At 66.1% G+C, this 23,661-nt stretch carries 20 protein-coding genes; 17 read left to right on the plus strand and 3 right to left on the minus strand.

Translation table 11 applies throughout. The features are described from left to right. The first annotated feature begins 456 nt into the window (after positions 1-456). The 17 genes from AC5FRV_RS07795 (at position 457) to AC5FRV_RS07875 (ending at position 17,924) form a co-directional block, all read left to right on the plus strand. Positions 457-1,215 (plus strand): IclR family transcriptional regulator, encoded by a 759-nt coding sequence (locus AC5FRV_RS07795; protein ID WP_493560529.1) that lies wholly within the window; start codon positions 457-459, stop codon positions 1,213-1,215. Positions 1,216-1,402: 187 nt separating this feature from the next. Further along, positions 1,403-2,704 (plus strand): ABC transporter substrate-binding protein, encoded by a 1,302-nt coding sequence (locus AC5FRV_RS07800; RefSeq protein WP_493560530.1) that lies wholly within the window; start codon positions 1,403-1,405, stop codon positions 2,702-2,704. Positions 2,705-2,816: 112 nt separating this feature from the next. Continuing rightward, a complete protein-coding gene (locus AC5FRV_RS07805; RefSeq protein ID WP_493560531.1) occupies positions 2,817-3,737 on the plus strand; it encodes a branched-chain amino acid ABC transporter permease in 921 nt (306 codons plus the stop codon). Further along, positions 3,734-4,849: a branched-chain amino acid ABC transporter permease gene (locus tag AC5FRV_RS07810; RefSeq protein ID WP_493560532.1), complete on the plus strand. Its 1,116-nt coding sequence runs from the start codon at positions 3,734-3,736 to the stop codon at positions 4,847-4,849. The genes AC5FRV_RS07805 and AC5FRV_RS07810 overlap by 4 nt, the downstream gene beginning before the upstream one ends. Beyond that, positions 4,846-5,637 (plus strand): ABC transporter ATP-binding protein, encoded by a 792-nt coding sequence (locus AC5FRV_RS07815; protein WP_493560533.1) that lies wholly within the window; start codon positions 4,846-4,848, stop codon positions 5,635-5,637. Before AC5FRV_RS07810 ends, AC5FRV_RS07815 begins: the two co-directional genes overlap by 4 nt. Continuing rightward, on the plus strand, positions 5,634-6,341 hold the full coding sequence (locus AC5FRV_RS07820; protein WP_089819224.1) for an ABC transporter ATP-binding protein: 708 nt from the start codon (positions 5,634-5,636) through the stop codon (positions 6,339-6,341). Before AC5FRV_RS07815 ends, AC5FRV_RS07820 begins: the two co-directional genes overlap by 4 nt. A gap of 231 nt (positions 6,342-6,572) precedes the next feature. Beyond that, on the plus strand, positions 6,573-8,519 hold the full coding sequence (locus AC5FRV_RS07825) for a 3-hydroxyacyl-CoA dehydrogenase/enoyl-CoA hydratase family protein (protein WP_493560534.1): 1,947 nt from the start codon (positions 6,573-6,575) through the stop codon (positions 8,517-8,519). A gap of 108 nt (positions 8,520-8,627) precedes the next feature. Beyond that, positions 8,628-9,818, plus strand: coding sequence for a thiolase C-terminal domain-containing protein (locus AC5FRV_RS07830; protein WP_493560535.1), 1,191 nt, complete (start codon positions 8,628-8,630; stop codon positions 9,816-9,818). Beyond that, entirely contained in the window at positions 9,815-10,285 is a 471-nt protein-coding gene (locus tag AC5FRV_RS07835) for a Zn-ribbon domain-containing OB-fold protein (protein ID WP_493560536.1), read from the plus strand. Before AC5FRV_RS07830 ends, AC5FRV_RS07835 begins: the two co-directional genes overlap by 4 nt. Before the next feature lie 6 nt (positions 10,286-10,291). Then, complete coding sequence (locus AC5FRV_RS07840) at positions 10,292-11,917, plus strand: long-chain fatty acid--CoA ligase (RefSeq protein WP_493560537.1); 1,626 nt, start codon at positions 10,292-10,294, stop codon at positions 11,915-11,917. 77 nt (positions 11,918-11,994) lie between these two features. Further along, positions 11,995-13,140: an acyl-CoA dehydrogenase family protein gene (locus AC5FRV_RS07845; protein ID WP_493560538.1), complete on the plus strand. Its 1,146-nt coding sequence runs from the start codon at positions 11,995-11,997 to the stop codon at positions 13,138-13,140. Positions 13,141-13,301: 161 nt separating this feature from the next. Further along, positions 13,302-13,742, plus strand: a complete 441-nt coding sequence (locus tag AC5FRV_RS07850) for a MaoC family dehydratase (protein WP_493560539.1) — start codon at positions 13,302-13,304, stop codon at positions 13,740-13,742. 154 nt (positions 13,743-13,896) lie between these two features. After that, complete coding sequence (locus tag AC5FRV_RS07855) at positions 13,897-15,273, plus strand: CoA-binding protein (protein WP_493560540.1); 1,377 nt, start codon at positions 13,897-13,899, stop codon at positions 15,271-15,273. Beyond that, complete coding sequence (locus tag AC5FRV_RS07860) at positions 15,266-15,964, plus strand: acetate--CoA ligase family protein (RefSeq protein ID WP_493560541.1); 699 nt, start codon at positions 15,266-15,268, stop codon at positions 15,962-15,964. Before AC5FRV_RS07855 ends, AC5FRV_RS07860 begins: the two co-directional genes overlap by 8 nt. 2 nt (positions 15,965-15,966) lie before the next feature. Continuing rightward, positions 15,967-16,368: an acyl-CoA thioesterase gene (locus tag AC5FRV_RS07865; RefSeq protein WP_493560542.1), complete on the plus strand. Its 402-nt coding sequence runs from the start codon at positions 15,967-15,969 to the stop codon at positions 16,366-16,368. Between the two features lie 188 nt (positions 16,369-16,556). After that, positions 16,557-16,733: a hypothetical protein gene (locus AC5FRV_RS07870; RefSeq protein ID WP_493560543.1), complete on the plus strand. Its 177-nt coding sequence runs from the start codon at positions 16,557-16,559 to the stop codon at positions 16,731-16,733. Positions 16,734-16,844: 111 nt separating this feature from the next. Beyond that, complete coding sequence (locus AC5FRV_RS07875; protein ID WP_493560544.1) at positions 16,845-17,924, plus strand: cupin domain-containing protein; 1,080 nt, start codon at positions 16,845-16,847, stop codon at positions 17,922-17,924. A 115-nt stretch (positions 17,925-18,039) separates the two neighbouring features. Here the strand turns inward: AC5FRV_RS07875 and AC5FRV_RS07880 are convergent, their stop codons facing one another. The 3 genes from AC5FRV_RS07880 to AC5FRV_RS07890 all read right to left on the minus strand — a co-directional run bounded on the left by AC5FRV_RS07880 (position 18,040) and on the right by AC5FRV_RS07890 (position 23,642). Then, positions 18,040-19,422 (minus strand): methyl-accepting chemotaxis protein, encoded by a 1,383-nt coding sequence (locus AC5FRV_RS07880; protein WP_493560545.1) that lies wholly within the window; start codon positions 19,420-19,422, stop codon positions 18,040-18,042. Between the two features lie 134 nt (positions 19,423-19,556). Then, the gene (locus AC5FRV_RS07885; protein ID WP_493560546.1) at positions 19,557-20,435 is read right to left on the minus strand and encodes a fumarylacetoacetate hydrolase family protein; all 879 of its coding nucleotides are present in this window, start codon (positions 20,433-20,435) and stop codon (positions 19,557-19,559) included. A gap of 87 nt (positions 20,436-20,522) precedes the next feature. Beyond that, positions 20,523-23,642: an FAD-binding and (Fe-S)-binding domain-containing protein gene (locus AC5FRV_RS07890; protein WP_493560547.1), complete on the minus strand. Its 3,120-nt coding sequence runs from the start codon at positions 23,640-23,642 to the stop codon at positions 20,523-20,525. Positions 23,643-23,661: the final 19 nt, after the last annotated feature.

Here is a 23,661-nt window from a genome sequence, read left to right on the forward strand (position 1 = left end):
TCTGTCGTGGGGGATACTTCGTGGTGGGCCCTGAGACGAGAGGATCCCGCCGTCAGAACCCACTACCGAAGAAAATACGGGACTGGCGCGGTACTGGGCACGACCCGCTCCTCGAACTAGTATCACAGATTTAAGGCTGTTATTCCTCTCGGCGGCGAGAACCGGTCGATCCGTCGATTTCCCGCCTGATGGCCGTACACGTTCGTTCGATATACTCGCAGGATCGATGGAAATGCAGAAAACACCTATCGAACGGTCGGGAGGCGGAATGACCGTGAAAATCGAACGGCCGGGCGAGGAAGTGAGGAAAGACCACGTCTGGTCACTCGCGAATCGTAGCCGCTATCGACGGCGACCAGCGGCCCCGTTGTTCTCGGTCAGCCGGTTCGCGACGTCGATCCCGACCGTCCGAAATAATCGAAGGGCTTACGACTGCACCGTCCATAACGATCGAATATGTCACACGGTGCGCCACCGTTGAAGACGATCCAACGGGCGTTCGAGATACTCGAACTGTTACGCGAGGGGAAGTCGGTCGGCGTCGCGGAGCTCGCACGGCGGATGGACCTCCCCAAGAGTACCGTTCACGATTACCTACGATCGCTCAACACGATGGGGTACGTCGTCAACGAGGGACAGGAGTACAAGCTCAGCTTCCGCCTCCTGGAACTGGGCGGCCAGGTGAAATACAGCAATCGCCTGTTCCACGTCGCCAAACCGGAACTGGACCGGCTCGTCGAGGAGACCGGGGAGCTGGCGAGCGTGAACGTCGAGGAGCGGGGTCACTTTGTCATCCTTCACGCCAAGTACGGGGACGAGTCGCTGCAACTCGGTATCTATCCAGGGATGACGATTCCGATACACACCCACGCTGCAGGGAAGGTCATGCTGGCTGGATTTCCCGACGAGAAGGTCGACCGCATCCTCGACGAACACGGCCTCGAACAGCGAACAGAACATACGATCACCGACCGCGACGAACTCGCGGCCGAACTGGACGCCATCGGTGAACGTGGGTATGGCGTGGACTGGAACGAGCAGATCGTCGGCATGGGCGTCGTCGCAGCACCCGTCGAAATCGACGGTCGCGTGATAGGCGCTATCGGACTCGTCTGTCCGACCGACCGTCTCGACGACGCCGATTACCGGGCGGAACTCGTCCAGGAGGTCAAGAAGTCCGCCAACATCATCTCCGTCAACTACCAGTACTCGTAGAGCGGTGACGCATCGACGACGGGTCTTTGCGACCGTGGGCGTCGTTCCAGGTAGTACGGTGGGTCACGGTCTGCAATGCGCTCGTAGCGATACCTGACGGTGGGATCGGACCTGTCGGTGTCCGGGGAGCACGTCCGAGCTACCGCCTTCCGAAAAGTATATCATCCCCGATCACAATTCTCGTTCCATGCCACGAACTACCAGGCGAGAGATACTCAAACGTGTTGGCGCAACGTCCGGTCTCGGTAGCGTTATGATCGCGGGATGTAGTAGCGACTCCGACGATGCGGGCGGCCAACAGACCACTGACGGGGACACTACCGACGTCGGTACCGCGGGTAGCAGCGGTCCCGACGAACTCCACATCGGCGTCTTCGCGCCCTATACGGGGCCGTTCGCCCCGTGGGGGAGTGCGCTAACGACCGGGTCGGAACTCGCGAAACAGGACCTCGAGGCGGAGTTCGACGTCTCGATAACCCTGAGCGAGTACGACACCGAGACGAACCCCAGCGCGGCCCAGGAACGGATCCAGCGGGCCGTCACCTCGGACGGGATCGACATGGCTCACGGCGGCATCTCGTCGGCAGTCTGTGGGTCCATCGGATCGTGGGCCTCCGACAACGGCGTCCCGTTCATCACACAGGGCGCTTCGGACACGCTTACCGGGGAGAGTTGCCAGCCGTACATGTTCAGGGCGTACCCGTCGAACACGATGATGGCCCGCGCCGTCGGCCAGCCGATGGCCGAGGAGGCAGACAGCTGGTACCTCCTGTACACCGACTACGTCTGGGGACAGACCGCCCAGGAGATCATCGGGAGCGTTCTCGAGGAGAACGGTGCGACGGTCGCCGGCACGGACGCGGTTCCCGGCCCGGGTAATCAGGACTTCACGCAGTACATCAACAACGTGGAGAACTCCGACGCGGATGGGGTGGCCATGATCATCCCTGGCCTCGACGCGCGTGCGGCCGCGAGCCAGCTTCAGAACCGCGGCCTCCACGAGGAGTTGTCGGTCATGTTCCACCAGTTCGAGGACCAGGTCATGTGGGGCCTCAACCAGGAGGCCGCCTCGATGGTCGATCTGGGTCCGACCGGATGGATCAACACCGTCGAGGGCGGCGAGGACTTCAAACAGCGCGTCACCGAGCAGGGGGAGACGGATCCGTTCTCGCGACAGTACATGGCGTACGTTTCCACGGACCAGGCCGTCCGCGCGGCGATGCGCGCCGGCAGTGCGAACGGGGAGGACGTCCGGGCGGCGCTCGAGGGCCACGAGATAACCGACAGTCCCGTCAACGATATCGTGCCGAACTCGACCCTCAAATGGCGCGCGTGCGACCATCAGCTCATCCAGCCGACCCACGTCGTGCAGGCCCGCGACGAGAGCGAGATGACGAACGACCCGTACAAGCAGTGGTTCGAGGTTTCGAAGACTGTTGCTGGCGACCAGGTCGCCAGGAGCTGCGAAGAAACCGGCTGTAGCTTCTAACTCCATGGACGGAATCGGTATTCAGACGTTAGACCGGGATGCACTGCCCATCTCTCCGGGGGAACTAGTGACATCGTTGGTGCTGTTTGTCTTGCTCGCGCACGCGTTTGCCGTGCGACCGGGACTGTTCGTCGACCAGCTCGTCGGCGGGCTCGTGTACGGACTGATCCTGGTGCTGGTTGCCCTCGGCCTCTCGATCATCCTCGGGCTGCTCGGGGTCGTCAACTTCGCTCACGGTGCCTTCTTTATGATGGGGGCGTACCTGACGTTTCAGGTGCTGACCGTGTGGGGACTGCCGTTCTGGGCGACGCTGTTCGTCGTGCCGGTGGTGGTCGGCCTCGTCGGCATCGTGATCGAACGGGGTGTCCTCCAGTTCGTCTACGACGAGGACCCGCTCATCGGACTGCTCGCGACCTTCGGCATCGCCCTGATGATCGACGAGGCGACCCGTGCCATCTGGGGCGGGAGTCCACTGAGCGTCACGACGCCGCAAATACTCGACAGCAGTATCGGTATCGGTGTCACGACGATCGCCAGGATGCGGCTGTTCTCCGTCCTCGTAAGCGTCGTCGTCATCGTCGCCGTCTACCTGCTGATCGAGCGGACCGACTTCGGACTCTCTGTCCGGGCGGGTGTGCTCGACCGCGAGATGGCCGAGTTCGTCGGCGTGAACATCCCCCTCCGCTTCGTCGTGATGTTCTTTATCGGGGCCGCCATCGCCGGCCTCGGTGGCGTCCTTCGGGGAGCAGAACTGGGGATGGACCTCAGCATGGGCAACCAGTTCATCATTCTCGCGTTCGTCGTCGTCGTCGTCGGTGGCGTCGGGAGCCTCTTCGGTAGCGTCGTCTCCGGCATCCTCATCGGTGAAGCGACGTTCCTGACGCCGCTCGTCCTGCGAACGCTCTCGGAGACGACGAACGTCGCGGCCCTCAACGTCTCCGGAATCGGCGGTCTCATGCCGTTCCTCGTGATGATCGTCGTGTTGCTCGTCCGACCGCGTGGACTGTTCGGACAGGAGGGGTTCATGGAATGAGCGGTGACGCCTCGCAGACAGAATCTACCCAGCGATTGCGGGACGCACTGGCCGACGGGAGGCTCGAACAGTGGCGGGTCCCACTCGGCCTGCTCGCCCTCGTCGTCTTCCTGCGCCCGGTTATCGGTCACGAGTTCCTGCTCAACTATCCACCGTTCGCGAACACCATCCTCGTCTGGATGTTGTTCGCCGCGTCGTTCAACGTCCTCCTGGGGTACACCGGCCTGCTGTCGTTCGGCCACGGCATGTTCCTCGGGTTCGGGGCGTACGGTGCCGCGATCGGGTTGACGCGGTTCGACCTCCCGTTCACCGTCTCCGCCGTGATCGGGCTCGCCGTCGCAGCCGTGGTCGCCTACCTCATCGGACGGATCATCGCCCAGCGGGGCGAGATCTACTTCGCGATGCTGACGCTCGCGTTCGCCAAGGCCGCTCACTTCATCGCGAACCAGAACTACGGCGGCCTCACGGGCGGTTCGACGGGCATCGTCGGGGTGCTCCCGTCCTGGATAGAGACCGAGCGTGGGGTGAAGTACGTCGCCGCCGGGGGGTTCCAGTTCGACTGGTACTACCTCCTCGGGGCGGTTTTCGTCCTCGCGGCGCTGGCGATCTGGCAGATCGCGCGGTCACCGTTCGGTCGCTCGCTCGTCGCCGTCCGCGAGAACGAGGAGCTGGCCCGTGCAGTCGGCATCGACGACAAGCGGTACAAGATCTGGTCGTTCACGTTTAGCGGCGTGTTTGCGGCACTGGCCGGCGTCCTGTACGCGATCAACAATCAGGGCTCCTCGCTGTCGACACTCACGGTCGAAACGAGCGGCGACATCATCTTGATGACGGTCCTCGGCGGGGCGAACTACTTCTTCGGCCCGCTGGCCGGCGTGTTCGTCTGGCTGTTCTCCGAGGAGTTCCTCATCGAGTTCGAGACGCTCGTGTTACCGCTCGCGGAGTACCCGCTCGTCCGCATCGAACTCGGCGGCCTGCTCTCGTACTGGCAGTTCTTCCTCGGGCTCCTGTTCGTCATCTCCGTGCTCGTCGCGCCACGGGAGGGCCTGTGGGGCCTGTTCAGGAGCGGGATCGGTGGACTGTACGACCGCGTCAGGGGTGTTCGTGAATGAGTGACACTTCGACGACCGCTCGGTCCGCCGACGTCGTGCTAGAGACCGAAGGGCTGACCAAGCAGTTCGGCGGCCTGACGGCGCTCGAACACGTCGACCTGGCCGTCGAACGGGGCGAACTTCACGCCATCATCGGCCCGAACGGTGCCGGAAAGACCACGCTGTTCAACACCATCACCGGTGCGCTCGATCCGACGGCGGGAACCGTCTGGTTCGACGGCGAGGACGTGACGGAGATGGCACAGGAGAAGCGCCCCCACCGCGGCCTCGCTCGGTCGTTCCAGTCGAACCAGCTGTTCGCAGACCTCAGTGTGCTCGAGAACGTCCGAATCGTCGTTCAGACGGCTCGTTCCGGACGTTTCGGGCTCGACCTGCTCGGCAACGGGCGGGCGAAGTACCGCGACGCGGCGTTCGAGTATCTCGAGCGGGTCGGGCTCGACGGAGAGCGCACTACGCTGGCGAAGAACCTCTCGCACGGGGACCAGCGCCGACTCGGCATCGCCATTTCGCTGGCGACGGACCCGTCGGTTCTCCTCCTCGACGAGCCCACCAGCGGCATGGGCCCGACCGAGACTCAGGAGACGGCGGACATGATCGACGAACTGCAACAGGACCTCGACCTCACGGTCCTGCTGATCGAACACGACATGGACATCGTGCTCTCGATGAGCGACCGCATCACCGTTCTCAACCAGGGAGAGGTCCTCGCCACGGACAGTCCCGGGGCGATACAGGAGAACGAAGACGTCCAGAACGCCTATCTCGGCGGCATGCGGGAGGAACTATGACACTACTGGAGATCGACGGAGTCGAGGCGGGATACGAGACGGGACAGGTACTGTTCGGCGTCGACATCGACGTGGAGCGCGACGAAGTCGTCTCGCTGCTCGGCCGGAACGGCGCTGGCAAGACGACCACCATGCGCGCCGTCGTCGGCGCGGACGTCCCGAACGTCCGCAGTGGTTCGATCACGTTCGATGGGCACGACCTCCTGGCGACGCCGAACTATCAGATCCCGCGGCTCGGACTCACCATCGTTCCCGAGGGCCGACGCTGCTTCGAGGACCTCACCATCGAGGAGAACATCCGACTCGGGGCGAACCACGTCGACGACCCGCTCCCGATGGCGTCCGTCTTCGACCAGTTCCCGGAACTCGACGAGATGCGGGACCGGCCCGCGCGGAACCTGAGTGGTGGTGAGAAACAGATGCTCGCCATCGCTCGCAGCCTCGTGGCGAATCCGCAGATGATACTGCTCGACGAGCCCTGCGAGGGACTCGCTCCGTACATCGTCCGGCGTATCGAATCGATAATCGAAGAGATCAGCCAGGAGCGGAACGTCACCGTGTTGCTGGTCGAACAGAACGTCGCCGTCGCGCTCGCGGTCGCGGACCGTCACTACATCCTCGACGAAGGCCGGATCGTCGAGGTCGTCTCGACGGAACGACTTCGGGAGGACGAAACGTTACGACAGGAGTACCTCGGTGTGTAACGTCTGATAGTGGTGGTTGTACCTGTTTACCGGTGCCTGGCCTCACGCAGTTCGGTCGGACGCCGGTACGGGCTTACAACCACGCTATGAGTCGGGATCCGTGACGATCCCTCGTTGACCAGTTTCGCCCGGTTCACCCGGTGCGCCGCCGCATAGCCGTCGGCACGCCGCCCCTTGTTCCTTGGTAACATACCGCCAGATTAAATACGGCCGACGGAGACGTATCGATCGATGGATATCGAAATCGACAGTCTCGCGGTCCTCGGAGCCGGCAGTATGGGTCACGGCATCGCGGAAGTTGCCGCCATGGCTGGCTACGACGTCGTCCTCCGCGACGTCGAGGACGACCTCGTGCAAGACGGGTACGACCAGATAGAGTGGAGTCTCAACAAACTCGCCGAGAAGGGCCAGCTCGACGCCGACCCGGACGACGTGCTCGGACGCGTCTCGACGGCCGTCGAACTGGAGGCGGCCGTCGCGGACGCCGACCTCGTCATCGAGGCCGCACCGGAAGACCTCGATCTGAAACAGACTATCTTCGCCGAAGTCGACGAGGCCGCGCCCGCCGACGCTATCATCGCGACGAACACGTCGAGCCTCCGAATCGGCGACGTCGCGACGGCGACGGACCGGCCCGAGCGGTGCTGCGGGATGCACTTTTTCAACCCACCGGTGAAGATGGACCTCGTCGAGGTCGTCGGCGGCGAAGCGACGGCGGACGACGTCGTCGACGCGGCCTACGAGTTCGTCGAGTCGCTAGACAAGACACCGATCCGCGTCCGCAAGGACGTCCCACAGTTCGTCGTCAACAACGTATTGACGCCGTACATGGGCGAGGCCGGCTTCATGCTCGACGAGGGAACGGACGACATTCGGGCGGTCGACGCGGCGATGGTGTTCCGGCGCGGCTACCCGATGGGTCCCTTCGAACTCAACGACTTCGGCGGGCTCGACGTGTTCGCCCACACGCGAGAGCAGTGGGACGACCCGGTCCCCGAGTCGATCAGTTCCCGGGTCGAGGACGGTGACCTCGGGCGGAAGGCCGGCGCGGGCTTCTACGAGTACGAGGACGGTCCCGGAGCGGATTACGGACCGACACAGGGCGACGGCGTCGATACGCTGCGCATCGAGGCGCGAATGATAAACGAGGCGGCGCGGCTCGTCGGGCAGGACGTCGCAACTCCGGAAGACATCGACGTCGGAATGCGCCTCGGAGGCGGCCTCCCCGAGGGGACGTGCCGTACCGCGGACAAGCTCGGCCTCGACGTCGCCCTCGAAAAGCTCAGGGAACTCCACGATGCCACGGGGGCCCAGCGGTACGAACCGGCCGACTATCTCGTCGAGCGCGTCGAATCGGGCCACACCGGCGAAGCGGCTGGACGGGGGTTCTACGACTACCGCGACGGCGGCCCGTACCACTACGTCAGCCACGAACTCACCGACGACGGCGTCCTCTCGGTCGTCTTCGACCGCGAGGAGCGGCTCAACGCCTTCTCGACGGACATGTTCAACGAGGTCCAGCGTCTCCTCGAGACCGTCGACCAGGACGACGTCGCCTGCGTCGTCTTCGAGGGCGCCGGCGACCGCGCGTTCAGCGCGGGCGCGGACATCACCGGCTTCACGACGGCCGATCCGACGGACCTGATGCACGTCGACGAGTCCATCGAGACCGTCTACGAGTTCCCGCGACCGACGATCGCGAAGATAGACGGGTTCTGCCTCGGGGCCGGCCTGGAACTGACGCTGGCCTGTGACATCCGCCTCGCGGCGGAGGGGTCCACCCTCGGCAGTCCGGAGGTCGACCTCGGCCTCATTCCCGGCGGCGGCGGGACCCAGCGGCTCGTTCGCCTGGTCGGCGAACCGCGCGCGAAGGAACTGGTCTTCCGCGGGATGCACATCTCCGCCGAACAGGCGGCCGACTGGGGCATCCTCAACCGGGCCGTCCCGGACGAGGAGTTCGAGGCGGCGGTCGACGAGGTGGTCTCGGATCTGGTCGACGGCCCTCGAACCGCGCTCGAAGTCGCCAAACAGGTGATCAACGAGGGACAGAACGCGAGCCTGGAGACCGCGCTCTCGCTGGAGAGCCAGGGCTTCGGACTCCTGACCACGACCGACGACATGCTCGAGGGCGTCGCCGCGTTCAACGACGACCGCGAACCGGAGTTCAGCGATGACTGACCGCGACCACGAACGTTCAAGGCGGTGTGGTGCGTGTGCGCAAGTGTCTGATTCCATGTCTGAACAACGAACTGACGGCGGCCGTCCCGAACGCGAGGCGGTGTCCCAGTGACGCGATCCGTCGGCATCGTCGGCGGCGGACACACTCGCTGGGGAGACCGCGAAGCGACCTACAAGGACCTCATCCAGGAGGCCGGCAAGGCGACGTTCGACGACGTCTCCGGCGTGGATCCCGGGGACATCGAGGGGCTGTTCGTCGGCTCGGTGCAGCCCGAACGGTTCGCCTTCCAGACCCACGTCGCGCCCATGGTCGCCGAGCTTCTCGGCGTCTCGCCCGACAGCATGATCGCCCGGACGGAACTGGCCTGTGCCAGCGGCCAGGCGGCACTCCGGTACGCGTGGCTCGCCATCGCGGCCGGCCAGCTGGACACCGCGCTCGTCCTCGGCGTCGAGAAGATGAACCTGCCGGACGAACACGCCGCCGAGGCCCAGTCCGGCATGACGAACGTCATGGACCGCGAGTTCGACGGCGTCAACGGCCTCAACGCGCCCCCGTACTTCGCGATGGTCGCTCAACGACACATGCACGAGTACGGGACGACGCGCGAACAGCTCGCGCAGGTCAGCGCGAAGAACAAGAGCCACGCGGCCCACAACGAGTTCGCGCAGTTCCAGGAGGAAGTCTCCGTCGACGATGTGATCGACTCGTTCCCGCTGTCTCCCCCCTTGTGCCTCTACGACTGTAGCGGTATCACTGACGGGGCCGCCGGGCTCATCCTCATGAGCGAGGAGAAGGCCCGCGAGGTGACCGACGAAGCGGCCTGGATAACCGGAAGCGGGCAGGCGTGTTTCGCCAGCAACTCCGTCAACAACCTCCCGTCGATGTCTGCGTGGCCGCAGGCGACGACGGCAGCCGAGCAGGCCTACGACCAGGCCGGTATCGACGACCCGGTGGCGGAACTCGACGTGGCCGAGGTCCACGACTGCTTCTCGATCAGCGAGATCGTCGAGTACGAGGACCTGGGCTGGGTCGAGAAAGGCGAGGGCGGTCAGTTCGTCGAGGACGGCCGAAGCGCCCTCGACGGTGATATCGCCGTCAATCCGCGCGGTGGGTTGCTGGGCTGTGGTCACCCGCTCGGGGCCACCGGCGTCTCCCAGGCGCTGGAGATATACAACCAGTTCAGGGGTGACGTTCCCGCCGAACGGCGCGTCCCCGACCCGGAGACCGGGCTGATACACAATCTCAGCGGGAGCGCCTCTGTCCACAGCGTCATGACCATGGCGCGTGGTCGACCATGAGCGACGACCGCGACGCGGTCGAGCTTCCGGACACCATCGAGCTCCCGCGGTTGCTCGATTTCTACGAGCTCCAGACGGCCGAGCACACCGGTATTCACGAGTTCTACGAGCGCCTCCACGAGGGGCGACTCTCGACGACGCGGTGTTCGGACTGCGGCGACGTCCAGTTCCCCCCACGTATCGTCTGCCCGGAGTGCCACTGCGACGACCTCGAATACGTCGACCTGCCAGGCGAGGGCGAACTGTTCGCGTTCTCGATGCTCCGGGCGGGCGCGCCACTTGGCATGGAGGACGAGGTTCCGTTCGTGACTGGGATCGTCGAGGTCGGGGACGTTCGCCTGTCGGCGCGCATCGACGGGGCCGAATACGACGACCTCGCCATCGGTGACCCCGTCGAACTGAAAGTCGTCGAGATAGACGGTCCCGCCGACCACGAACGCGTCTTCTACCGATTCGAGCCGAGGTGACTACACGTGCAAGATTACGAGCTTACCATCACGAAATTCCTGCAACGCGCGGTCGAGCTGTTCGACCACAAGGAGATCGTCACGAAACTACCCGACGGAACGCTGCACCGGTACACGTACGGGGACGCGTACGAACGGATCTGTCAACTCGCCCACGCACTCGACGACTTCGGCCTCGACCGGGGCGAGCGAGTGTCGGTGATGGCCGTCAACCACTTCCGCCACTACGAACTGTACTTCGGCCCCTCCTGCAGTGGCCGGAGCATCCACACGACGAATCACCGGCTCCCGGATCACCACCTCACGCAGATGATCAACGAGGCCGAGGACCGGCTGTTGTTCGTCGACCCGGCGTTCATGGGGACCGTCGAGGGTATCGCGGACGACCTCGAAACGGTCGAGCAGTACGTCGTCCTGGCCGACGAGGTGCCCCAGACCGATCTGGAACCGGTCGTCGACTACGAGTCGTTCATCGAGGGATACGAGACGGAGTACGACTGGCCCCAACTCGACGAGAACACGGAGTTCGCGCTCTGCTACACGTCCGGGACGACTGGCATGCCGAAGGGCGTGCAGTACTACCACCGGCGGATGTTCCTGCACACGCTCGTCCACGGCCACGTCGACGTGTTCGGCGTCGGGGAGAACGACGCGGTGATGCCCGTCGTCCCGATGTTCCACGTCAACGGGTGGGGGTTCCCCTACACGGCCACCTTCTACGGGTCGAAACTGGTCCTTCCCGGCGAGCACACCGACCCGCCCGGCGTCGCGGACCTCATTCACGAGGCGGGCGTGACCGTCGCTGCCGCCGTGCCGACGGTGTGGATCGAGATGGACGCGTATCTCGAATCGAGCGACGACCTGACGCTCGAGAGCCTCGACCGCGTGCTCACCGGCGGGAGCGCCCCGCCGGCCTCGCTCATGCAGAAGTTCGAGGAAGTGTACGAGGCACCGATCTACCAGGGATACGGCATGACGGAGGCCTCGCCGCACCTCGTCAACACCTTCGAAACGACCGAGACGCGGGACCTCCCGCAGGACGAACACTACGAACTCATGCGCAAGGCGGGCATCCCGGCACCGGGCGCACGCATCCGTCTCCGGGATACGAACGGCGAACCCGTGCCCAGCGACGGCGAGTCGAAGGGCGAGATACAGGCCCGCTCGCCGTGGCTCACCGACGGCTACTTCAAGCGGCCCGAGGCGAACGAGCGCTCGTTCACGGCGGACGGGTGGTTCAAGACGGGCGACATCGCCACCATCGACGAGTACGGCTATCTCGACGTCGTCGACCGGCTGGACGACGCCATCAAGAGCGGCGGCGAGTGGATCTCCTCCGTCGAACTGGAGAACTCGCTCATCGACGCCAGCGGCGTGGCCGAGGCGGCAGTTATCAGCGTTCCCCACGAGAAGTGGCAGGAACGACCGGTTGCGTTCGTCGTCACCGACGACTCCGCCGTCGACGAGGCGTCGCTCCGTGACCACCTGCTGTCGAAGTTCCCGAAGTGGTGGCTCCCGGACCAGTTCCGGTTCATCGACGAGGTTCCGAAGACGACTACCCACAAGTTCGACAAGAAAAAGCTCCGGGACCAGTTCCTCGACGAGCACGGGGAACTTCCCCACGACGCCTGAACGCGCGTTCGACGTCGGGTCGAACGGCGGTCGAAACTGCAACTGAACACTCCCGGCCCTGCGTATTCGAGACACCGATGGAACTACTGGAAGCGTCAGTGATACCGGCAGAGGCACAGGCACCGAAACAGCGAGCCCGTTCGTTCGCACGTGACCACGTCGAACCGGTCGCGGGCGAGTACTTCGCGTCGGGTGAGTACCCCATGGACGTGGTCCGCGCCGCGAGAGCGGAAGGGCTGGTCGCACAGGAGATCGACCCCGCGTACGGCGGGCAGGGCCGATCGCTGGCCCAGGTCGTCGCGACCATCGAGGAGTTCTTCCGGGCAGATGCGGGCATCGGCCTCGCGCTCCTCGGACAGAGCTTCGGGACGCGCGTCCTCCAGGCGTTCGGCTCGGAGCGACAGAAAGAGTCGTACCTCCGGCCCGTGGCGGCGGGCGAACAGATCACGGGCATGGCGATAACGGAACCCGATACCGGGAGCGATCTGGCGGGGATGGAGACGAGCGCCCGGCTGGAGGGTGACGAGTGGGTCATCGACGGGGAGAAATACTGGATCGGCAACGGCGTCGAGGCGGACTGGATAACCGTCTACGTCCGCACGGAAGACGGCGAAGACCGACACGGGAACCACTCGCTGTTGATCGTCCCGACCGACAGCGACGGCTACCACGCCGAACACGTTCCGGAGAAGATCGGAATGCGCGCCTCCGAACAGGCCCACATCACGTTCGACGAGTGCCGGGTCCCCGCCGAGAATCGCATCGGCGAGCGCGGTGCGGGGTTCAGGATGCTCGCGAAGTTCTTCGATCACGGGCGCGTCCGCGTCGCGGGTCACGGGATCGGACTCGCCGCTGCTGCCATCGAGGAGGCCTGGGACTTCGTCCACGACCGCGAGGAGTTCGGTCGCTCCGTCGCCGACTTTCAGTCGGTCCAGCACGATCTGGCGGATCTGCGGATCGAGTTCGAGAGCGCGCGGTCGTTGCTCTGGCGGACCGTCGAACGGATCGAGGCCGGTGAAGACGCCACTCTCTGGGCGTCGATGGCCAAGACGAAGGCGACCGAAGTCGCCGCCGACTGTGCGGAAATGGCGATGAAGCTCCACGGCGGTCGGGGGATACTCGACCAGGAGCGGGTCGCTCGCGTGTACCGGGACGTCCGCATGCCGATGACGTACGAAGGCGTGAGCGCCGTGCAGCGCGACATCATCTACCGAAACTACTGATGGGTGGCCGAGCAGGTCTGCCGAGTCGACCGCCACGGTGTCCAGACTCCCGGGACCGGCGTCGATCCGATCCAGAGCGCGTTCACGACGGGAGCGGTGGCGTGCGGGGGCGTGCCACGCCAATCGGTGTCGTTTTACTGCTCGTACGCCAGTGATCAGGTATGCGATTCTACGAGGACATCGACGTCGGGGAGACCGACCGCGTGGGGGAGTACCAGGTCACGAAGGAGGAGATACTCGAGTTCGCGGAGAAGTACGATCCCCAGCCGTTCCACATCGACGAGGAGGCGGCGAAACGGTCCATCTTCGGCGAGCTCGTGGCGTCGGGCTGGCATACGGGGGCCATCTGTATGCGGTTGACCGTCGAACGACAGCGGGATATCGCCACGCTCGCTGGCATCGGCGTCGACAACCTCCGGTGGCACGCGCCATTGACCCCCGGGGACGAACTCCACCTCGAGACGGAAGTCGTGGACAAGCGGCCGTCCGACCGGCGCGACGACCGGGGATACGTCACCACCCGTGTCGAGGGGTGGACCGGATCCGGGGAGATGATTATCTCTTTCGAGGGGATCGCCCTCGTCGAACGGCGAAACGACTGACGCCGACGCCGACGCCGGTGTCCGAACACCTCGCACCTGCCGTTCACTGTCACTCGGTCGAACGACGCGACAGTGCGCTACCGCACGCGTTCGCCGCGGTCGCTGCCTGACGCGCAGGGAAAGCACTTTGCCCCCGTTCGAGCAATGTGGTACCGTGAACCTCACACCCATGTTCGACCCGACGGCGGTGGCCGTCGTCGGGGCGTCGCAAACCGAAGGGAAAGTCGGCTACGAAGCGATGGTTAACGCCGCCGAGTTCGACGGCCCAGCCTATCCGGTCAATCCGTCTGGGTCCGGGACGATGTTCGGTGAGCCGTTCGTCGACTCCGTCGCCGACGTCGACGACGCGGTGGACCTCGCGTTGCTGTGCCTTCCGGGCCCGGCCGTGCCCGAGGTACTGGACGAGTGCGGAGCGGCCGGCGTCGGTGCCGCCGTCATCTACGCGAGCGGGTTCGCCGAGGCCGGCGAGGAGGGCGAACAGTTGCAGGCGACGGTCGTCGAGCGCGCGAACGAACACGGGATCGCCTTGCTCGGCCCGAACACGAGCGGCTTCGTCGTGCCGGAGACGAGTCTGCTCTGTTCGTTCGCGAGCGGAGTCGACGAGATACCGACCGGGAACACGGCGGTCGTCGCACAGAGCGGTGGCGTCGCCCTGGTGCTCGCGTTCCAGACCCGCCGCCAGGGTCGCGGCGTCTCCGCGACGGTGGGCCTCGGCAACCGGGCCAACGTCGGCTTCGTCGAGGCGATCGAGTACTTCGACGGGCACGAGGGAACCGACGCGATCGTTCTCCACGTCGAGGGGACCGACGACGGCCGCGCGCTACTGGAGACGTGCAGAAACGTCGACACGCCGGTGGTCGCCTACAAGGTCGGCCAGTCCGACGTCGGCGAGTTCGCGGCGTCCCACACCGGCGCGCTCACCGGCGACCACGCGCTGTACGAGGCCGGTTTCGCGCAGTACGGCGTCCCGACGGTCGACGCCACGGACCACCTGCTCGACGCCGCAGCGGCGCTCGGCGACTCCCCGATACCCGACGGCCCGAACGTCGGCGTCGTCACCGCGCAGGCCGGTCCAGGTATCATCATCACGGACCGCATTCAGCGCGCCGGCGGCGTCCTGCCGGAACTGACCGCCGAAACGCGGGACCGGGTCGGGGAAATCCTGCCTGGCATCACCTACGCCGACAATCCCGTCGACACGGGCCGTCCGATGCCGGCGTTCGGCGAGGTCGTGACCGCCGTCGCCGAGGACGACAACGTCGACATCGTTCTCGTCTACGAACTGTTCGAGCAGGCGCTCGGGTTCCCCGTCGAGGAACTGGACGGCCTGGCCGAGCGCGTCGACAAGCCGGTCCTGTTCGCCACGGAGGGGATCGAGGCGGATCTCGCCGAGGACAGGGCGGCGCTGGAGGAAGCCGGCGTCCCGGTGTTCGAGACGCCGGAGCGGGCCGCACAGGCTGCCGCAGTCCTCGCGAGGTACGCCCGGTTCCACGCTGCGGGCGTCGACGCGGAGGTGAGCGCCGATGTCTGACCAGATAGCCGACGCACGCGCCGATGGACGGCAAACGCTGACCGAGGCGGAGGGGAAGCGGTTACTCGCCGACGCCGGCGTCGCGGTCCCGTCGTTCGAGGTGTGCGCGAGCGCGGACGCGGCCGTCGAGGCGGCGGAAGCGATCGGATTCCCGGTCGTCGTCAAGGTGTCCTCCCCGGCGGTCACGCACAAGAGCGAGTGGGCCGACGGCGCGGGCGTCGCAGTCGGCCTCGATTCGCCCGCCGCCGTCGCCGACGCCGCGACCCGGATCTTCGAGGCAGCCGCCGAGCGCGGCGTCGACGCCGACGTCCTCGTCGAGCAGGCACAGGACGTCGACGCGGGGACGGAGGTCATCGTCGGCGGGCTCCGCGACCCGTCGTTCGGGCCGGTCGTCCTGACCGGTCTGGGCGGCGTGTTCACCGAGGTCTTCGAGGATACGAGCCACCGCCTCGCACCAGTCGATCGACGAGAAGCGCGGGCCGCGATCGAGGAGTTGCAGGCCGCGCGCCTGCTGGAGGGCTACCGTGGGAGCGATCCGGTCGACGTCGACGCCCTCGCTGCCGTCGTCGAGGCGGTCGGCGACCTCGTCACCGAGCATTCTATCGCGGAACTGGACGTGAATCCGGTGCTCGCAACCGCCGACGGCGCGGTCGCACTCGACGCACTGGTCGTGCTCGAGGACGGTGCGTGACGATGTACGAACGCACCTGGACCGTCCGGTTTTCGGACACGGACCCGTTCGGAATCGCCCACTACCCGCGCATCGTCGACGCGCTGCACGAGACCTCGGACATGTTCATGCAGGAGATCGGGTTCCCGTTCTGGGAGATCTCACAGGAGGAGGGATACGGACTGCCACTCGTCGAGATGAACTTCGAGTTCGAGAACCCGGTAGAGGCCGGTGACGACGTCACCGTCGAACTGACGCCGGTACCGGGGACCCGGAGCGTCCGCTTCGAGTACGTCGCGCGCAACGACGGGGACGTCGCGTTCTCGGGGTACGAACAGCGAGTGTGCGCCCGGACGGACGGCGGGGGAGCTATCGAGCTCCCCGACGACCTTCGCGTGGCGCTCGAGGAGTACGTCGAAGATTGAGCGTTCGTCGGACGGAGAACTGAGCGTTCGTGGCCGGGGGACTGAGCGTTCGTGGCCGGGGGACTGAGCGTTCGTCGGACGGAGAACCGAGGCGTTCCTCGGACAGGAGGTCCCGCTGGGTGACGCGACGAACTGCAGCGGTTCAGCCGGACGATACGCTTAATTGAGTTCCGATACCACGGATCCATATGGCCGACTTCGAGAACATCTACGCCGAGGCAAACCCGTTCGTCCGAGCGCACTTCGATTGCCTGAACTGTGGCGGGAAGCTCTGGGAGTACGCGATCCAGGGACAGATGGTCTGCGAGGACTGCCGGTCCGTCTTCCCGTCGGACGAAGTCTTCGCGGCCCAGGCCGAGGCGTAGTCCCCGTCGCCGCCCTCTCGCCGCCACGATGCGATCCCAACTGGTGCCAACGCGGCTGTCGGTAGCCCGGGGTCCAATACACTTATAAAATTCGTGTGCCAACTGTTCACTATGGGACAGCAAGAGCCCGAGGACCTCCTAGAGCTGAGTACCGACACGCGGAGCATCCTCGAGAGACACGACCTCCGCCCCCTGTGGGAGGTCGAGGACGACATGGGCAACGTCTACGACGACCTCCAGGCGAACATCTGGAAGTGGGACGACATCCAGACCGCCATCGACGGTATCGAGGACGACGTGCCGATCGCCGACCTCCCGCCGGGATTCCAGCGGCGCGTTGCGGTCCCCATCAACACGGCGCTCGGAAACGCTATCTCGAACACGATCTACGTCGGCGTCCAGACCGTCTCACCGGGCGAGACGGCGCCCGCACATCGACACGGGGCTAACGCCCTGCGCTTTACCATCGACGGGCACGAGGACATGAAGACGGTCGTCGCGGGCGAGGAGTTCCCGATGCACGACAACGACCTGATCACGACGCCCCAGTGGGAGTGGCACGACCACGTCAACGACTCCGACGAGACCGCGGCGTGGCTCGACGTCCTCGACCTGCCCCTCGTGCTCGACTCGCTGAACGCCCGGAACACCTTCGAAAACCACGAACTCGAACGCCAGCCCGTCACCAAGACGCAGGGCTACTGGGACTCCCAGTACGGTCGCGCACGCTCCGAGGACGACGCCAAAAGAGACGGCATCCCTGGCCCCTTCGAGGGGATCCGCGAGGCGACACCACCGTACCGGTTCAAGTGGGCGGAGACGCTGGAGACGCTCCGACAGCGGGCCGAAAACGACGAACCGGACCCCAACGACGGCTACAGTCTCTCGTACGTCAACCCCGCGGCGGGCAAACCGCCGCTGTTCCCGACCATGTCCTTCCGGGCCCAGCTGCTCCAGGAGGCGACCGACCCGCACTTCCACAACGCGACGGAGGTCTACTTCGTCATCGAGGGTGAGGGCGCGACACACGTCGGCGACGAGGCCCTCGAGTGGGGCCAGTGGGATATCTTCGTCGTGCCGCCGGACGCCATCCACCACCACGAACCGGACGACGAGGCGATCCTCCTGGGCATGACGGACCGGCCCGTCTTCGAGGCGTTCAACTTCTACGCCGAGGCGGAACCGTCGTAGGCGCCCGCTCGCCGGGGAGGGTACTGACCGTCGCTCGAACTGCTCCGACAGGTACGCGCTCACCCGACTCCCGAGAAACGTCCATCGAACGGCCGCCGGTCGGTTCGCCGCGCGTTCAGTCGCCGTCGGTCGATGTCCCGCCGATCCCACCCGCCGTGTCGAGTTGCCCCTCGACGTCACGTACTCGTTGCCGAACCTCTCGAACACGGTCGGCGTGGCGCTCGTTTGCGTCCGTTAGCTCTCCGATCTCGTCGACGACTGCGCGGAGGTCCGTGACAGCGTCTTCGACCATCGTGGTGACCTCCTCGGCGCCGGCGGCCTGTTGGTCCGTCGCCACGCCGATCTCCCTCATTCCGTCGACGGTTTCGTTCGCTGCCGTGGCGATGTCGCTCTGCCTGGCCCGAACGTCCTCGGTCCGCGCGACGGCCCGCTCGACGCGGTCGCCGGTGTGGTCGATGCTCTCGGCCGTCTGGCCGACGATGTCGGTGACCGTCTCGACCGTCTCCTCGATGGCGTCCACCTCCGTTCTGGACTGGTCGGCGAGTTCCTTGATCTCGTCTGCGACCACGCCGAACCCGTCGGCGTCTCCGCCGCTTCGTGCGGCCTCGATGTTGGCGTTCAACGCCAGGATGTTGATCTGGGAGACGATGTCGCTGATCGTAGTGAAGACGTCGGTGATATCGTCGACCTGTCCTTCGAGCGCGCGGCGGTTCCCCTCGAGGTCCTCGGCGAGGTCGGCCACCTCGTCCATCAGATCGAGCGCGTCGTCGGTGGCCTCGACCGACGCCTCCGCGTGTTCGACGACTCGTTCGCTCTGGTCGGCCACGTCGTCGGTCTGGGCCGCGATCTCTTCGACTGTCGCGCTCAGTGACTCGATCTCCCCGTGGATCGTCTCGAGCGAGTCCACCTTGTCGAGGGCGGTCGACTCGATGTACTGACTGCTGTCTGCGACTTCCTCCGACGCGTCGAGTAACTCCACTACCGCGGTTTCGACCTCGTCACTGATCCTGGTCTGGGCCGCCTCGACGGCGCGGCGGCTCTCGACGAGTTCCGTGACCTGGGTGATGAGCTCCAGGCTCCCGGCCACCCGTCCGTCAGTTCCGTGGAGCGGCACGGCGGACGCACGGATGTGCCACCGATTCCCGTCGGGGTCCGTTCCGGTCCGAATCTCCTCTTCGCGGACGGACTCGTCAGTTCGGACGACCGTCTCCGCGAGCGTTTCCTGGACGTCTTCCGTGCCGACGAGGTCGTGGGCCACCTCGCCGATCGCCTCCTCGCTGGTCAGACCGCCGATGTCCTCGTTCTTCTCGTTCCAGTGTGTGATCTGCCCGTCGTCGTCGACGACGAAGATGGCCTCGGGGAACTCTGCGACGAAGTCCTCGAAGACCCCCCGCCAGAAGTCCCGCTCCTGCCTGAGTCGCTCGGTCTCGTCGATGTCCGTCGGTGAGTCGAATAGCCCGTCGCTCCCCGTCCGCGAGGGCGTGCCTGGTGAACTCATGCATGCTAGCCACCTCTCGATCCTCTTAACCCTATGTATTAGTTCGAAAACAGACACGGCCGGCCGCGTCGACGTCGGGTCCGACGACCTGCGGGAAGAACGACCGTCTTCGACGCCGCGGTGCTCGTGGGCCGTTAGTTCTGCCCGCCCTTGCTGACGTCTGCCTCCGCGTAGCTGACGTCACGCCCCGTGACGTCGACGGTCATCGAGCCGACGTCCTCGATCTCGGCGTCGATCGTATCGCCGTCGGAGAGTTCGCTGACGCCTTCCGGCGTGCCCGTCGTGACGACGTCGCCCGTCTCGAGCGTCGCCCCCAGCGAGGCGTACTGCACGACGTCGGCGCACGTGTACACCATGTCGCCGGTGTTCTCGTACTGGCGTCGCTCGCCGTTGAGTTCGAGTTCCATCTGGAGGTCCTGGGGGTCGTCGATCTCGTCCGCCGTCGTCACACACGGACCGACGACGGTGAACGTGTCGTAGGACTTCCGGTTCGAACGGTCCTGGTCGCCCCGCAGCGAGATGTCCAGCAGGATCGTGTACCCGAAGATGTGGTCCCACGCCTCCGCCGCGGAGACGTCCTTGACGTCGTCTTTCATCACGAACGCGAGTTCGACCTCGTGGTCGGTTCGACGGTCGGAGAACGGCAGTTCGATGCCGTGGTCCGGGCCGACGACGCTGGAGGGCGCTTTCAGGAAGTACCCCTTGTCCTTGATCGAGAACCACTCGTCGGTGGTGATGTCCCTGTCGGCGAGCGCTTCCTCGATGTGGTTCTCGTAGTTGAGCGGCGCGGCGATGACCTTGCCGGGGCGGCCGATGGGGGAGCCGAGTTCGACGTCGGCGCGGTCGTAGTCGGGGTCCGCGTCGACGTACTCGCTCGCGTCGTAGTCCCCGTCGATGTACTCGACGAGCGGTTCGTCGCCGTCGAGGCCGAGTCGCTCCGTGAGGTCGATGACGCCGGTTCCGTCGTCTGTCAACAGTCCAAGCTGGTCGCCGTCGTAGCGGACGAATCGCATGGGAACACGTGGGGTCGAAGTCCTCATAAATGGTGTTGGTTGCCGGAGATGGGCGGCACCCAGTCACCGACCGTCGGGCCACTCTGTTCAGCGAACGGCGAGCGCGAGCGCCTCGACGGGCGTCGGTGGCGCTTCCCGGTCGCCGTTCGGGAGCAGCGGTCCGTCCGCGGTCACGTCCATGTCCGAGAGCTGGGTCCGACAGGACGCACCGGGAGCGACGACCGCGTCGGCGTCGCTGGCCGATATCTGATCGTCGAGTCGGTCACCGATGGCCCGACTCATCGCGTGATGTTCGGCTTCGTAGCCGAAGCTCCCGGCCATCCCGCAGCAGCCGGAGTCGAGCGGGTCCACGGCGTAGCCCGCGCGCCGGAGGACGCCGACGGCGTGGTGGTCCTTCTTCGTCGCCTTCTGGTGACAGTGGCCGTGGTAGGCCAGCGATCGGGCGGGCGCGTCGAAGTCGATCTGTTCGTCGAGACGGAACGTATCGAGGTACTCGCAGACGCCGTACGTGTTCGCGCTCACTGCCTCGACAGCCGACCCGGTCAGGAGGTCGCGGTAGTCGGACTGGAGCATGACCGCGTCGCTCGGTTCGACGACGACGACGTCCCAGCCGTCCGCGACCCTCGGCGCGAGCGCGTCCACGGTTTCCCGGGCGGTGTCGCGCGCGGCGTCGAGGAATCCCTTCGAAAAGGCCGGTCGGCCGCTGTCGGTTACCGGTGCGAGATCGACGTACACTCCCGCGGCCTCCAGGAGCGCCACGGCCGCCTTCCCGACGGCGGGGTGGCTGTAGTTCGTGTACGTGTCCGGGAACAGGACGGCCCGGCGCTCGGCGTCGCCCGGGTCGATCTGCGGGCCGCGGTCGGCGAACCAGTCCTGCAAACTCTCGCGCTCGAACGTCGGGAGCGACCTGTCGGTCGCGATGCCAACGGTCCGTTCCAGAACGGTGCGTGCGCCGGGTACCGCTGCGGCCCAGTTCGAGACCGGCGCGAGCGCGCTGCCGACGCGAGCGAGCGTGTCGACGTTCGCGAACAGTCGCTCACGGAGGCCGGCACCGTGGTCCTGGTGGTGGGCGTGGGTCACTTCCGCTTTGAGCTTCGCCATGTCGACCTCGCTCGGACAGTCGTTCGCGCACCCCTTGCAGCCGATGCACAGGTCCATCACTTCGGTGACGAACTGGTCGTCGGTCGGGTCGTCCGGCAGGTCGCCGCTCATCGCCTGGCGGAGGAGGTTCGCCCGCCCGCGGGTGGACGTAATCTCCTCGTCGGCCGCGCGGAACGTCGGGCACATGACGCCGCCCTCGGACTGGTCGGTCCGACAGCCGGCACAGCCGTGGCACAGTTCGACCATGCCCTGCATCCCGTTCTCGTTGTCCCACTCCAGCGCGGCGTCGAAGCCGGCGTCGAACTCGTAGTCCGGGTCGAAGCGGAGGTTCTCGGTCATCGAGACGTCGCCACAGACCTGCCCGGGGTTGAGTCGCCAGTCCGGATCGAAGGCCGTCTTGAGGTCGCGGAACGCCTGCCAGAGCGTCTCCCCGTAGAGTTTGCGGTTCCACTGGGTCCGGGCCCGGCCGTCGCCGTGTTCGCCGGAGACGGAGCCGCCGAGTTCCACGACCAGGTCGGTCACCGTCTCGCCGATGGCCGCCATCGCGTCGAGATCGGTCTGTGATTTCGTGTTGACCAGCGGGCGGACGTGGAGGACGCCCGGACCGGCGTGGGCGTAGAACGCCGCGCTCGTGCCGTGCTCGGCCAGGGTGGATTGAAACGCCGTGACGAACTCCGGGAGGTGTTCGGGCGGAATCGCGCAGTCTTCGAGGAAGGAGATGTGTTTCGCGTCGCTCGTCCGTCCCAGGAGAATCGGCTGGCCGGCCTTCCGGAGCTTCCAGAGCCCGGCCCGTTCGTCGGCGTCGTGGGCCACCAGCACGTCGAAGGCGCGGCGTTCCTCGTCTGATTCGGTATCGGCGCTCCCAGCAGCGTCGTCCCCTTCGCCCGCCTCGTCCGCTCCGTCCGATCCATCCGCTTCGTCTGCGACCCGCTCGCCACGGAGCGCTTTCACCTGTCGGCGGCCGTGGGACCGGTCGTCGGCGTAGAACTCGACGAGGAGCGCGGCGCGAGTCCCCGACGGGAGTTTCGCGACCGTGTCGGCGAACTCGCTGGTGTCGGCCGCGAGGTCGATGAGGGTGTCGTCGACGAGTTCGACCGCTGCGGGGTCGTGGTCGAGGACGGCAGGCACGTCGCTGACCGCGTCGACGACGCTATCGTACGTGAGCAGGGCGACGGCCTTCGTCTCGGGGAGCGGTTCGAGCGAGACGGTCGCTTCGGTGACGACAGCGAGCGTTCCCTCGCTCCCGGCGAGCAAGCGCGCGAGATTGACCCGTCCGGACTCCCCGTACTCGCCCTCGGCCTCGGCGACGAGGCGGTCGAGGTTGTAGCCCGAGACGTTGCGCTTGAGGTCGGGGAAGCGCTCGTGGACCGCCGCCGCGTGGTCGTCGACGACGGTGACGACGCCCGCGGCGATACGATCCAGCAGGTCGTCGCTCTCCGGGTCGGCCCGTGTGCGAAGGTCTTCGACGCGCTCCGAGCCCAGGGTCGTCACCGTCCCGTCTGCCAGAACCACCTCGCATTCCTCGACGTAGTGGTCGGTCTTCTCGTAGACGAGCGAGTGGGCGCCCGTGGAGTTGTTTCCGATGGCTCCGCCGACGGCGCTCCGGTCGCCGGCAGCGGGGTCCGGTCCGAAGGTCAGGCCGGCCTCGGCGGCGCGGTCGTTCAGGTCGGCCAGCACCGTCCCGGCCTGGACCCTGGCCGTCTCCGCTTCCCGGTCCAGGCCCAGGATCTGGTCCATGTGGCGCGTGAAATCGAGGACGACGGCCTCGTTGACGGCCTGGCCGGCCAGGGAGGTGCCGCCACCGCGCGGGAGCACCGCGATCCCTTCGTCGGCGCAGTACGCCACGGCGGCGGCGACGTCCGCCGTCGACGTCGGGAAGACGACGCCGACCGGCGTCACCTCGTACGCCGAGGCGTCCGTGGCGTAGAGCTCGCGCGTGTAGGTGTCGAACCGGACTTCCCCGTCGACGCGCCGTCGCAAGGCCGCGACGAGGTCTGGACGCTCGACCTCGTCGGCGACGTAGTCGTAGTTCGACCGATCGTCCGTCGCGGACGGCGCGCGACGGACATCGCCGTCGCTGACCGCACCCTCGTCGCTGTTGGGCATGTACGTGTCTCTCTGGCAA

The sequence above is a fragment of the Halomicrobium sp. HArcel3 genome (assembly GCF_058933135.1).